The organism is Pseudomonas sp. NBB (assembly GCF_032701105.1).
In the GTDB taxonomy this organism is placed as follows: Bacteria; Pseudomonadota; Gammaproteobacteria; order Pseudomonadales; family Pseudomonadaceae; genus Aquipseudomonas; species Aquipseudomonas asiatica.
The window spans coordinates 4456453-4468904 of the sequence record NZ_CP103994.1 but is presented as its reverse complement, the minus strand read 5'-3'; the positions used below and the strand labels follow the sequence as shown (position 1 = coordinate 4468904).

Annotated in this window: 14 protein-coding genes; 7 read left to right on the top strand and 7 right to left on the bottom strand. The window is 63.7% G+C overall.

What is annotated here, in order from left to right; all coding sequences use genetic code 11:
• Nucleotides 1-3: 3 nt before the first annotated feature.
• Entirely contained in the window at nt 4-597 is a 594-nt protein-coding gene (locus tag NY023_RS20710) for a nitroreductase family protein (protein WP_013973765.1), read from the bottom strand.
• A 144-nt stretch (nt 598-741) separates the two neighbouring features.
• Here NY023_RS20710 and NY023_RS20705 point away from each other — a divergent pair, with 144 nt between their 5' ends.
• Entirely contained in the window at nt 742-1191 is a 450-nt protein-coding gene (locus NY023_RS20705; protein ID WP_015271351.1) for a YcgN family cysteine cluster protein, read from the top strand.
• A 41-nt stretch (nt 1192-1232) separates the two neighbouring features.
• A complete protein-coding gene (locus tag NY023_RS20700; protein ID WP_013973763.1) occupies nt 1233-2441 on the top strand; it encodes a hypothetical protein in 1209 nt (402 codons plus the stop codon).
• An 80-nt stretch (nt 2442-2521) separates the two neighbouring features.
• On the opposite strand, the gene NY023_RS20695 is transcribed toward NY023_RS20700, so the two are convergent.
• The 4 genes from NY023_RS20695 to NY023_RS20680 form a co-directional block, all read right to left on the bottom strand.
• Nucleotides 2522-3873 (bottom strand): IS3 family transposase gene (locus tag NY023_RS20695; RefSeq protein WP_410479626.1). Its coding sequence is split into 2 segments (ribosomal slippage): nt 2522-3402 and nt 3402-3873, totalling 1353 coding nucleotides; the frame shifts between segments, so codons are not numbered across the junction.
• Between the two features lie 128 nt (nt 3874-4001).
• Nucleotides 4002-4340, bottom strand: coding sequence for a DUF2892 domain-containing protein (locus tag NY023_RS20690; RefSeq protein ID WP_013973761.1), 339 nt, complete (start codon nt 4338-4340; stop codon nt 4002-4004).
• Between the two features lie 62 nt (nt 4341-4402).
• A complete protein-coding gene (locus NY023_RS20685) occupies nt 4403-4873 on the bottom strand; it encodes an RNA methyltransferase (RefSeq protein ID WP_013973760.1) in 471 nt (156 codons plus the stop codon).
• Between the two features lie 73 nt (nt 4874-4946).
• A complete protein-coding gene (locus tag NY023_RS20680) occupies nt 4947-5318 on the bottom strand; it encodes a YajD family HNH nuclease (RefSeq protein ID WP_003259546.1) in 372 nt (123 codons plus the stop codon).
• 131 nt (nt 5319-5449) lie between these two features.
• Here NY023_RS20680 and NY023_RS20675 point away from each other — a divergent pair, with 131 nt between their 5' ends.
• Nucleotides 5450-5728: a hypothetical protein gene (locus NY023_RS20675; RefSeq protein WP_013973759.1), complete on the top strand. Its 279-nt coding sequence runs from the start codon at nt 5450-5452 to the stop codon at nt 5726-5728.
• A 194-nt stretch (nt 5729-5922) separates the two neighbouring features.
• Here NY023_RS20675 and NY023_RS20670 read toward each other — a convergent pair whose 3' ends face one another.
• Complete coding sequence (locus NY023_RS20670) at nt 5923-7965, bottom strand: S9 family peptidase (RefSeq protein WP_013973758.1); 2043 nt, start codon at nt 7963-7965, stop codon at nt 5923-5925.
• A gap of 200 nt (nt 7966-8165) precedes the next feature.
• Between NY023_RS20670 and NY023_RS20665 the strand changes: the two genes are divergently transcribed.
• From NY023_RS20665 to NY023_RS20655, 3 genes are read left to right on the top strand one after another with little or no spacing between them, the layout of a single operon-like run.
• Nucleotides 8166-8672 carry a hypothetical protein gene (locus NY023_RS20665; RefSeq protein WP_013973757.1) on the top strand — a complete coding sequence of 169 codons (507 nt, stop codon included), beginning with the start codon at nt 8166-8168 and terminating at the stop codon, nt 8670-8672.
• Nucleotides 8673-8686: 14 nt separating this feature from the next.
• On the top strand, nt 8687-9460 hold the full coding sequence (locus NY023_RS20660; protein ID WP_013973756.1) for a class II glutamine amidotransferase: 774 nt from the start codon (nt 8687-8689) through the stop codon (nt 9458-9460).
• A 9-nt stretch (nt 9461-9469) separates the two neighbouring features.
• Nucleotides 9470-9991, top strand: a complete 522-nt coding sequence (locus tag NY023_RS20655; protein ID WP_013973755.1) for a DUF2937 family protein — start codon at nt 9470-9472, stop codon at nt 9989-9991.
• 134 nt (nt 9992-10125) lie between these two features.
• Here NY023_RS20655 and NY023_RS20650 read toward each other — a convergent pair whose 3' ends face one another.
• Nucleotides 10126-11037, bottom strand: coding sequence for a LysR family transcriptional regulator (locus tag NY023_RS20650; protein WP_023661382.1), 912 nt, complete (start codon nt 11035-11037; stop codon nt 10126-10128).
• 128 nt (nt 11038-11165) lie between these two features.
• Between NY023_RS20650 and NY023_RS20645 the strand changes: the two genes are divergently transcribed.
• The gene (locus tag NY023_RS20645) at nt 11166-12452 is read left to right on the top strand and encodes an MFS transporter (protein ID WP_013973753.1); all 1287 of its coding nucleotides are present in this window, start codon (nt 11166-11168) and stop codon (nt 12450-12452) included.

Genomic DNA, 12452 nt, shown 5'->3' with positions numbered 1-12452 from the left:
GGCTTACAAGCTGAAATCACCCTCGGCAGCCAGCTCGCTCAGTGGCTTGCGCGGGCTCGGGACTTCACGCGCCTGCAGCGCTTCGTTCAGGCTGGCCTTATCGCCCAGCTTGCCGATTGCCACCATGGCATGCAGCACGTAGCCTTCAGGAACCTTCAACTCCTGACGCGCCAGCTCCTGGTCGAAACCGGCCATGCCATGGGTATGCCAGCCGCTGATGCTGGCTTGCAGGGCCAGGTGCCCCCAGGCGGAGCCGGTGTCGAAGGTGTGCCACAGCGCCGGCTTTTCTTCCGTGGCGCCCGGGGCGGCGTAGGTGGTCTTGGAAATCACCAGCACCAACGCCGATGCCTGTTGCGCCCAGCTGCGGTTGGCCGGCACCAGCAGGTTCAGGTAACGCTCCCAGTTCGGCGTGTCACGGCGGGCATAGAGGAAGCGCCAAGGTTGCGAGTTGTTCGCCGAGGGCGCCCAGCGTGCAGCTTCGAGGAAGCTCAGCAAGGTTTCCTCGCTGATCGGCTCGGCGGTGAAGGCACGTGGCGACCAGCGGTTGATGAACTGCTCGTTGATGGCGTAATCGGCAATGCGGGGGTTGGCGCTCATGGCGGCTCCTGCAAAAGGGCGGTAAACGCGCACGCTACTGCGTCGCGTCGCGACTGACAAGCGGTCTGGCTTTGCCGAAGGCCAGGCTCTAGACTGGCGCCGCCGCGCGCCGTGGCTCCAAGATGAATGCAGGAAACCCGTGTCATGATCGCTGAAAACGCGCCGTTCTGGCAGCGCAAGACCCTCGAACAACTCAGCCCGCAAGAGTGGGAGTCGCTGTGTGACGGTTGCGGCCTGTGCTGCCTGCAAAAGCTCGAGGACGAGGACGACAACAGCGTCTATTACACGCGCATCGCCTGCAAACTGCTGGATCTGCACACCTGTCAGTGCAGCGATTACCCCAACCGCTTCGCCCAGGTACCTGACTGCATACAGCTCACCCCGGGCAAGGCCGACCAGTTCAAGTGGCTGCCGAGTACCTGCGGCTACCGCCTGGTCAGTGAGGGCAAGGACCTGCCGGCCTGGCACCACCTGGTCTGCGGCGATCGCCAGCAGGTCCATGAACAGCGCATTTCCCAGTCGGGGCGCATGCTCAGTGAACACGATGTGCACGAAGACGACTGGGAAGACCATCTGATCTTCCGCGCCAGCTGACCGGCGCGGCCCGCTGCCACGGGGAAACAAGGAGTTTCTGTATGCGTTGCCAGCTGTTGTTGCTGTTTGGCCTGATGGCCAGTTCGCCGGCCTGGGCGAAAAAGGTCGACCTCGACTATCAGGTGCGCCTGTTGCCAGCCAGCGGCCAGGCGGAGGTCCGCCTCACCTTGGCCGAAGGCAGTGCCGTGCGCAGCCTGGATTTCGACCTGGGCAAGGCTGGGGCCTACAGTGGCTTCCAGGCTGATGGCCAATGGCAACTGCAGGGCCAGCGCGGCGTGTGGCAACCGGCGGCCGGCAAGACCAGCCTCAGCTACCGCGTGCAGCTGGACCAGAAACGCGGCAGCGGCGCCTATTCATCGCGCATCACCCCGCATTGGGCGCTGTTCCTGGGCGACCAGCTGGTGCCGCCTGCGCGCCTCGACCAGCAGGATGGCACCGAACTGGTGGCGCGGCTGGCGTTCGACCTGCCGGAGGGCTGGAAGAGCATTGAGACCTCCTGGCCGCGTATCGGCAAGGACAAGTTCCGCATCGACAACGTTTCGCGCCTGTTCGACCGCCCCACAGGCTGGATGCTCGCCGGCGACCTGGGCAGCCGCCGCGCCCGCCTGGGCGAAACCGAGGTCACCGTGGCCGCACCGGTGGGGCAGGGTATGCGGCGCATGGACAACCTGACCATGCTGACCTTTGTCTGGCCGCAATTGCAGGCGGTTTTCCCGCGCAACCCGCCGAAGCTGCTGTTGGTCGGCGCTCGCGACGGCATGTGGCGTGGGGCGACCGCCGCGCAGGGCTCGTTGTACCTGCACAGTGCCCGGCCGATGGTCAGCGAGAATGGCAGCAGCCCGTTGCTGCGCGAAGTGGTGCAACTGTTTGCGCAGATCCATGGGCGTGATGGCAGTGACTGGCTGGTGGAAAGCCTGAACGACTATTATGCCAGCGAGTTGCTGCGCCGCTCGGGCGGGGTGAGTGACGACCGTTACGAGGCTTGGCAGGCGCGCCTGAGCAAGCAGGGCGCCAAGGTCACCCGGCTCAAGGGCGAGCATGCCACCCCGGCGCAGGTGGCGCGCGGAGTGATGCTGTTGCAAGCGCTGGACAAGGAAATCCGCATCCACACTCAGGCCAAACGCTCGCTGGACGATGTGGCACGCGGGTTGATGCGCCTGCCCAGCGTCAGCACCGAAGACTTCGTGCAGATCAGCGAGAACGTGCTGGGGCGGCGCTCAGAGGTGTTGCAGAGCAAGGCGTTGCGCTAGCCGTTTCTGCACCTGTGCCGGCCTCTTCGCGGGTAAACCCGCTCCCACAGTATGGACTGCCCCCAAAAAGTTGGACAGTTTTAGCCAGTGGCCTGAGTCCTGTAGCTGACAGGGCTCAGGCCATTGAGTTTCAGCCTGATGCGGTCATGGTTGTAGTAATGGATGTACTCCTCCAGGCCCGCCTTCAGCTGTTCGACGCTTTCAAAGCGCTTCAGGTAGAAGAACTCTGACTTCAGTGTGCCGAAGAAGCTTTCCATCGCTGCATTATCCAGACAATTGCCCTTGCGAGACATGCTCTGCTTCACACCGCGCGCTGCGAGCTTATGGCGGTATTGGGGCTGCTGGTAATGCCATCCTTGGTCTGAGTGGATCACTAGCTTGGGCTTTTCACCCAACCCATCGAGCGCCTTTTCCAGCATGTTCCCGACCAAGCCATAAGTAGGCCGGCAAGCTGTTTCATAGGCGATGATCTCACCGTTGTACAAGTCCATCACGGGCGACAGGTAGAGCTTTTGTTGGGCCACTTTGAACTCAGTGACATCGGTCGCCCACTTCTGGTTGGGGCGTTGCGCGACGAAATTACGCTCCAGCAAATTCATTGCCACCTTGCCGACAATGCCGCGATAGGATCGATACTTCTTCGGGCGTACAACGGACTGCAAACCAAGCTCAGCCATCAACCGTTCAATGACCTTCTTGTTGACCAAGGTCCCCTGATTCCTGATGGCAAGGGCAATGCGGCGGTAGCCATACAGCCCTTTCTCCTCGTGATAGACACGCTGCACCAACTCCTTGAGCGAGGCGTGCCTGTCCGGCTTTTGCTGGCACTTGATCTGGTAATAAAAGGTACTGCGTGCCAACCCCACCATCTGCAAGAGGTCAGGCAGCGGATATTTATGTCTGAATTTACAGACGATCAGGGCTTTTTCGTCCGTGTTCGCTCCTTCTCCTCTCGCAGAGCCTTTAACTCCTTTAGGACATCATTCTCCATGCGCAGATACTCGAGCTCGCTCAACAACTGCTCACGAGATTTCTCTGCGTCATTGGTATCTGTCGGCTTGATGGGCTTAATTTTCTTCGGCACGGCTGATTTTCTTTGTTTGGCGAGAGTGGCTTCAGGACTCCCACTGTAGTGCTGCCGCAGCCAAATGCCTATCTGTGAGGACTGTCCAAGGTCAAAGTGCGCCGCTGTTTGGCGCAGGGACAGGCGATGCTCAAGCATGTACTTGAGCACCCGCCGCTTGAATTCCTCGGTGTAGCGGCGACCATGCGAGCGAGGGCCGAGGCTGGCATCGACTTGGTAGCCAGCAACCCAGCGCCGAAGCAGGCTGAAATCGATGCCAAAGTGTTGTGCCACCTTGCGAAAGCCCCGGCTGCCCTCTAGGTAAGCGGTGATAGCCGTGAGCTTGAACTGCTCTGTGTATTTACCCATAGATCCCCCAAGGGTTGGATTGGTGTCCAACTTCTTGGGGGCAGTCCAGTACGGCGAAGAGGCCGAAGCCTCGGTGATCCTGTGGGAGCGGGTTTACCCGCGAAAGGGCCGGCACAGGCGGTGCAAAATCAACTGGCCAACGGATCCTTCCCGGTTACCGTCACCCCCCGCGTCGCCGCCTCGGCACTGGCCTTCAACGCCTCCAGTTCCGCAGCACTGCGCTCGATGTCCGAACGCAAGCGGTGATACTCCTGCCGGTGCCGCTGCCACCAGGCCTTGGTCGCACAATGCCCGCTGAAGCCCCGAGCCAGTGCCAAGCCGCCAACTGCGATCTGCAACAACCCGACCAGGCCGCCGTGGCGCAGCCCCTTGCTGACCATCAACGCGCCGCCAGCCAGCGAACTGGCGCGCTCCAGGCCGTGAACGTTCTTGTCTTGCGATGTCGCTGCCGAATGGATATCAAGCATGGCAAGGTCTCCGTCTGAAGTGTATGCAGGTGACCTGTCGGCCGCCGCCATCGTTCAGTCGGCTATTTGAACCTGGGCCCCGAACGGGTATTCAGCCCCTTGGCCATGCGGTCATACAGCACCACATTCACCGTCGCTGCGAGGTTCATGCAGCCCTCGGTCGGAATGTAGATGGTCTCTTCGCACCATGCCCGCACATCGGCACTGAGGCTGCCGTCTTCCGGCCCGAAGATGTAGATGGCCCGATCCGGGTGGGTGTATTCCGGCAATGGCCGCGCGCCTTCCACCAACTCCACGGCCACCGGCGTGCAGCCCAGCGGGATGATGCGCTGCAGGTCATCGATGCTGATCAGTGGGATGTCGTAGTGCACGCGCTTGGTGTCGGTGACGAAGTCACGCGCACGCTCGTAGCGTTTGCCGGTGTAGAACACCGAATTGACGCCATAGCAGCCCGCGGCGCGCATCACCGAGCCGACGTTTTCTGCCGACTTGGGGTTGAACAGGCCAATGCAGCTGTATCGTTTGTTTGCCACGTACCGGGGCCCTTCGCGAAAAAAAGCGCGATTATACGGGCTGCCCGGTAGCAGCGGGGCGGTGAATCGATGGTCAGTCTTTCTTCAGCATGCCCGCCAGCCCGGCGAACGGGTTGTGGGTGGCCTTGGCGATGCTCGGGGTGCTGGTGGAGCCTTCGCTGAAGTACTGCTGGTCGGTATAGCGCGAGTGCTCGTTGTCGTGGCAGTACAGGCACAGCAGCTCCCAGTTGGAGCCGTCCTGCGGGTTGTTGTCGTGGTTGTGGTCGCGGTGGTGCACGGTCAGCTCGCTCAGGCGCTTGCCGGAGAACTCGCGGGCGCAGCGGCCGCAGACGTGCGGGTACATTTTCAGGGCCTTGTCGCGGTAGCCCATTTCCTTGTCGCGCTTGGCATCGGCCAGGATGCGGTCCAGGCGCGCGGTGGCGGCGGCGGAAGAGGTGGAGCTCATGGTGTTTCCTTTGTTCTGATCAGGCAAATGACGGTTATGCGCTGAGTCTAGCGCGCTTGCGGGGCAGGCGGACAGGCGAAAGCTTTGATTTAGGCGTAGCCTGTAGGAAGGTTCCCGACAGGAGGTTGCTGATGTTTCGCGCGATCCTCGTTGTGCTGTTGTTGGCCGGCCTGCCCATGGCCGAAGCTGCCAGCACGCCACCCCGGTTGAGCACGCCGGTGCCCGGTGCACCGGGTACGCCTACGCCTACGCCATATCCGCAGATTACCCCGAGTACGCCGCCCAAGGCCTATGACAGCCAGCCGGGGGCGCCACTGTTACCGCCGATGCCCGTGCCCGGGCCGCCGAAAGACCAGCCATTGCCGGGGTTGCGCCAGGACCCGCCGAAGCAGCCGGTGCAGGATGATTGAATTCAGCCGGCTGCCCCGGTTTTCTGTGGGAGCGGGTTTACCCGCGAAGCAGGCGCCGCGGTGGATGGCACGGGCTTCGCCCGTGTTCGCGGGTAAACCCGCTCCTACAGGGATCGCGCAGGATCCAGGGCATGCACGGTACCTGTGGGAGCGGCCTTGTGTCGCGAAAGGGGCGCAAAGCGCCCCCAGCTTTCTCAAACGATACCTAGCTCGCCGAACACGAACGCGTACTCAAGGGCCACATCCTTGAGCCCCTGATACCGCCCGCTCATCCCGCCATGCCCAGCCCCCATCTCGGTCTTGAGCAGCAGCAGGTTATCGTCGGTTTTTCGCGTGCGCAGCCGCGCCACCCACTTGGCCGCTTCCCAGTACTGCACGCGGCTGTCGTTGTAGCCCGCCACCACCAGCATCGCCGGGTAGGCCTGTTCCTTCACGTTCTCGTACGGTGCATAGGCCTTGATCCGCTCATACACCTCCGGCTCCTCAGGGTTACCCCATTCGTCGTACTCGGTCACGGTCAGCGGCAGCTCGGGGTCGAGCATGGTGTTGAGCACGTCGACGAACGGCACTTCGGCAATCGCACAGCGGAACAGCTCGGGGCGCAGGTTGAGCACAGCGCCCATCAGCAGGCCACCAGCGCTGCCGCCACTGATGGCCAGGCGGTCGGCAGCCGTGACACCCTCGGCGATCAGGTGCTCGGCACAGGCGATGAAGTCGCTGAAGGTGTTGTGCTTGTGCTCCTGCTTGCCGGCGCGGTACCAGGCTTCGCCCAGTTCGCCACCACCACGCACATGAGCGATGGCAAAGGCCACGCCGCGCTCCAGCAGGCTCAGGCGCGCGTGCGAGAACCACGGGTCGAGGCTTTCGCCATAGGCGCCGTAGCCATAAAGGTACAGCGGCACGGTCTGGCCCAGGTCCTGGCGGCGGCGCACCAGGCTGATCGGCACCCGGGTGCCGTCCGCTGCGGTAGCCCACAGGCGCTCGCTGACATAGTCGTCGGCATCGAACGGCCCCAGCACCGGGGTTTGCTTGAGCACCGCCTGGGCACCGCTGGCCAGCTCCAGCTGGCGTACCTGGGCTGGGCGGTTGAGTGCTTCGTAGCGCAGGCGCAGGCGTGGGCTGGCGAATTCCAGACTGTCCTGCACGTACAGGCTGTAGGCCGCGTCGGGCAGTTCGACGCGGTAGGGTGCCAGGCCCTGCGGGCGTACCTCGATGATCGGCAGGCCGCCTTCGCGCAGGCTCAGGGTCAGCGCGCCGGCATTCAGGCTGAGGCCTTCGAGCATGATCGCGTCGCGGTGCGCTACCAGCACCTGCCATTGCTCACGGCTGGGCACTGGTGCGACCGGGGCGTGGTACAGGGCGAAGTTGATGCCGTCCTGGTTGGTGCGGATGAACCAGCGCCACTGGCCGTCGAGCTGGCCGTGGTCGGGGAAGTACTCATGGCCTTCGACCCGTGGCGCCAGGCAGGTGAACGGTGCCTGCGGAGTTTCCGCGTCCAGTACCCAGGCTTCGCTGGTGGTCTTGCTGTTGAGCAGCAGCACCAGCTGGCGTTCGGAGCTGGTGCGGTAGCAGTGCAGGAAGAAGCGCCCATCGGGCTCCTCGAACACGGTCTGCGCGCCGTCGTTGCCCAGGGTGTGGCGACGCAGGCGCCACGGGCGGTGGGTCTCGTCCAGTTCGGCGAAGAACAGCGTCTGGCTGTCGTTGGCCCAGGTCAGGCTGCCGTCGCAGTCGTCGAAGGGCAGGGAGGTGACGCTGCCACTGGCCAGGTCCTTCACGTACAGGGTGAAGATTTCGTCGCCACTGGTGTCCAGGCTGTAGGCCAGCAGGCGGTGGTCAGGGCTGACGTTGAACGCGCCGAGGGACAGGAAACCGCCATTGGCCAGGGCGTTGGGGTCGAGCAGCAGTTGCTCCTGGCTTTCATCTACCGTGTTGGAGTCGTCGGCCGGGCGCGGGCAGCGGTAGTGACGCGGGTACTCGTCGCCTGCGGTGGTACGGGTGTAGTACAGGTAGGGGCCCCAGGGCGCCGGCAGCGACAGGTCGGTTTCCAGGATGCGGCCCTTGATCTCTTCGAACAGTTGTTCGCGCAGCGGCGCCTGGTCGGCCAGGCAGGCTTCCTGGTAGGCGTTTTCGGCCTGCAGGTAGGCAAGCACCTCAGGGGTGTCACGCTGTTGCAGCCAGGCGTACGGGTCGGTGGCCTGGGCCTGGTGGGCAATCGGGGGTTGGGGCTTGGTTGGCATTGAGGATCTCTTGATTGGGGTTGCCTGTGCCGGCCTCTTCGCGGGCTTGCCCGCTCCCACAGGTTCACCACAGTTGTTGAAAGCTGTGCGGTCCCTGTGGGAGCGGGCAAGCCCGCGAAGAGGCCGGTACAGGCAAACACTGTCTGCGCCCGGAAAAGTGTTTATCATAGGCATCTCTTTGCCTGGCTTGCACGAACACCATGACCGAGAACGACTACACCCTCGCCTGGGGCCTTTACGCCGTTGCCGCCCTGGGCTGCCTGATGGTGGGCTTCAAGCTCACCGGCTGGATGTGGCGCTGGCTGCGCGAACCGCTGCGGGTGGTGCTGGCGGTGCTGCTGCTGACCCCGACCATCGTCGACCCGGTCAAGGACAGCTTCGCCCCGGCGATTGCCATCACCGCCCTGGATGTCGCCTTCAAGGTCGGCAACAACGCCTGGCGCGCGGTTTCCGACTTCGCCATGTACGGCATGGGCGCGTTTTCCCTGTATTTCCTCTTCGTGCTGCTGCGCTTTCCGCTGGAGAAACGCGCCCGCGAGCGCCGCGCGCAGGTCGAGGCCGCTGCCCAGCGCCAGGCTGCCGAAGATGACCAGCTTGGCGCCCAGGCCCCGCTGGCCGCAGAGCGCCGCGACCGTTACCGTGATGCGCCACCCCCTGTCGCCCCAGCCGTCTCCCGCGGCAGCGGCCGGGTCGAGCCCCGTCTGTAAGCGGAGACACGCCTATGTGCGAACTGCTGGGCATGAGTGCCAACGTCCCAACCGATATCGTCTTCAGCTTCACCGGCCTGATGCAGCGCGGCGGTCGTACCGGCCCGCACCGTGACGGCTGGGGCATCGGCTTCTACGAAGGCCGTGGCCTGCGCCTTTTCCAGGACCCGGCTGCCAGCAGCGAGTCGGAAGTGGCCAACCTGGTGCAGCGTTACCCGATCAAGAGCGAAGTGGTCATTGGCCATATCCGCCAGGCCAACGTCGGCAAGGTATGCCTGTCCAACACCCACCCGTTCGTGCGAGAGATGTGGGGCCGCAACTGGTGCTTCGCGCACAATGGCCAGCTGGGCGACTTCAAGGGCCAGGCCAGTTTCTACCGGCCGGTGGGCGATACCGACAGCGAGGCGGCCTTCTGCGACCTGCTCAACCGCATCCGCAGCGCCTTCCCCGAGCCCGTGCCGGTGGAACAGCTGCTGCCGGTGCTGGTCGAAGCCTGTGCCGGCTACCGCGGCCAGGGCGTGTTCAACTGCATGCTCAGCGACGGCGACTGGCTGTTCTGTTTCTGTTCGACCAAGCTGGTGCACATTACCCGCCGGGCACCTTTTGGTGCGGCGCGGTTGAAGGACGTCGACCTGATCGTCGATTTTCACACCGAAACCACCCCTAACGACGTGGTCACGGTGATCGCCACCGAGGCCCTGACCGAGAACGAGACCTGGCAGCGTTACGAGCCGGGTCAGTGGGCCCTGTGGCGGCACGGCGAGTGCGTGGCGCACGGCCAGAGCTAAGGACGCGGCATGTTCACAAGTTACCTGCGGTTGCTGTTGTTCACCTTCGGCCTGCTGGCCGGTATCCAGGTCCCGGGGCTGGTGAAGGACTACAGCCAGCGGGTCGAGGCGCACCTGTTCGAATCCCGCGAGGCGCTCGACGGCTTCCGGCAGACCGCCGAACGTTTCTTCAATGGCGACCTGCAGGCGCTGCTGCGGCATTACCGCAGCAGCGACGACCCAGTGTTCAACAGTGATGCCAACAGCATTGAAAGCCTGATGATCCGCAACGAACTGCTGGAAAACGAATGGCAGGCGCTGCAAGCGCCATGGGCGCAGCGTACCTGGCACGTACTGGTACAGGCCGACCCGCAGTTGCGCGAAGAAACCCTCAATGGCTACAGCTACCAGATCCTGCTGGTGCCCGAGGCGGTTGGCTGGGGGCTTGGTGCAGGGTTTGTGCTGGCATTCGTGATCGAGAGCCTGTTGCTGGCAATTGGCTGGGTGATCCTGGGCGGGCGGCGTGGGGCGGTGAAAGAGAGCTGGCGCTGATTTTTGCTGCGCCTGTGCCGGCCCTTTCGCGGGTGAACCCGCTCCCACAGGTACTGCGCAGCCCTCAAGACCTGTGGTGACTCTGTGGGAGCGGGTTTACCCGCGAAGAGGCCAGCACAAGCACTGCAAATCTGTCAGACCAACACAATCCGCTGCCCACCCACATCCCGCGCATACCGCTCCAGCACCTGCCGGCAAACCCCGACCACTTCATCCACCAACGCCACCCCGGTCTGCCAGGCCACCACCAGCTCCAGGCTCGGCGGCGGTTGCAGCCCCTGCAGCAATACCAGCTCACCCCGGCTCAACTCGGCATCCACCAGCGCCGGCGGCAACGCACCAATGCCAAAACCGTCACGCAACAGCCGGGTAATCGCCGCCACCGAGTTCACGCAGTTCAGCCGCGGCGTTTCGGCCCCCGCGCCCTGCAGCAGGCTCAGCACTTCCTGGTGCGGCCGCGAGTTCTTCGAGAAGGTGATGATGCGTTCCCGCCCAAGCTCGGCCAGCGAGGCATAGTCGCGGTGCTGGTGCGAGCCGGAGGCCACCACCCAACCCATGGGGTAGCGCGCCAGGTCCAGGCTGCGGATCGATTGCTCGCGCAGCAGGTCGGTCTGCAGGATCACGTCGAGAAAGCCCTTCTGCAATTGCTCGCGAAGGTTCAGCGCAGTGTCGGCCACCAGTTCGATCTCCACCTGCGGGTAACGCTCGGTCAGCTCCGCCACCAGTGCGCTCATCCAGGTGTGGATCACCGTGTCCATCACCCCGATACGGATGCGCCCGACCTTGGCCCGGTCGCTGTCCAGCGACTGCTTCATGGCCTTGGCGGTTTCCAGCATGCGCTCGGCATATTCCAGCACCTTGCCGCCTTCCGGGGTCAGGCTGACGCCACGTGAGTCGCGCAGCAGCAGCTTCACGCCCAGGTCGGCCTCCAACGCGGCGATGCGGCTGGAAACCGAGGCCTGGGTAGTGAACAGCTTTTCCGCGGTCAGGCGGAAGCTCTTGAGCCGGGCGACCCAGACGAAGGTTTCGAGGAAGCGAAGGTTCATGATCAGTTTTTCTTGTTCCAGACCGGCGGTTTTTCTCGTTGGACGCAAATGGCGCGGCGTCTGAACAATGGCAGCCAGGCCGCGACTCATTGTCGCCCATAAAACAATACCAACAAGCCGAGGCAAGCATGAACCCCACCGGCGTGCAGCAGCAGGTCAGCTCCCCATCTTCGTCCGGGCCCTTCGCCTGGTATCGCGACATCGACTCACAGCAGCGCCGCACCTTCTGGAGCTGCAAGATCGGCTACGGCCTGGACGGCATGGACACACAGATGCTCAGCTTCGTCATTCCCACGCTGATCATGCTGTGGGGCATCACCACCACCGAAGCCGGGTTGATCCACACCAGCACCTTGATCGCCTCGGCCGTGGGTGGCTGGGTGGCCGGCATTCTCTCCGACCGCATTGGCCGCGTGCGCACCCTGCAACTGACGGTGCTGTGGTTTGCCTTCTTCACCTTCCTCTGCGGCTTCGCCCAGAACTACGAACAACTGCTGATCGCCCGTACCCTGATGGGCTTCGGCTTTGGCGGTGAGTGGACCGCCGGCGCGGTGCTGATCGGCGAGGTGATCCGCGCCCAGGACCGTGGCAAGGCAGTGGGCATGGTGCAGTCCGGCTGGGCCCTTGGCTGGGGCCTCACCGCCATCCTCTACGCGCTGCTGTTCTCCTGGCTGCCGGCAGAGCAGGCCTGGCGCGCGCTGTTCCTGCTGGGCCTGGTACCGGCGATCTTCGTGATCTTTGTCCGCCGCCTGGTCAAGGACCCCGAGGTATATCGCGAGGCCAAGGCGGTGGAAAACGCCGAGGCACCTGCGCAGTTCTACGAAATCTTTGCCCCGGGGATGCTCTGGACCACCGTGCGGGCTTCCCTGCTGACCACCGGCGCACTGGGCGGCTACTACGCCATTACCTCGTGGCTGCCGACCTTCCTCAAGAACGAGCGCGGCCTGAGCGTGCTGGGTACCGGTGGCTATCTGGCCATGGTGATCGTCGGCTCCTACGTCGGCTACGTGGTCAGTGCGTACCTGTCCGACCTGCTGGGGCGCAAGAAGAACTTCATCCTGTTCGCCGTGGGCTCGTTCGTCATCGTGCTGCTGTACACGCAAATGCAGGTCAGCGACGGCGTGATGCTGTGGCTGGGCTTCCCGCTGGGCTTCTTCGCCTCGGGTATCTTCAGCGGCATGGGCGCGTTCCTCACCGAACTGTTCCCCACGCGTATCCGTGGTTCGGGGCAGGGCTTCTGCTACAACATCGGCAAGGTCATCGCAGCACTGTTCCCGCTGCTGATCGGCGTGCTCGGCCAGAAGGTACCGCTGGGTCTGGGTATCGGCGTGTTCTCCGCCGTGTCCTACGGGGTGGTGATCGTGGCGGCGTTGAGCCTGCCGGAAACCCGCGGCAAACAGCTGCAGGCGCGTTAA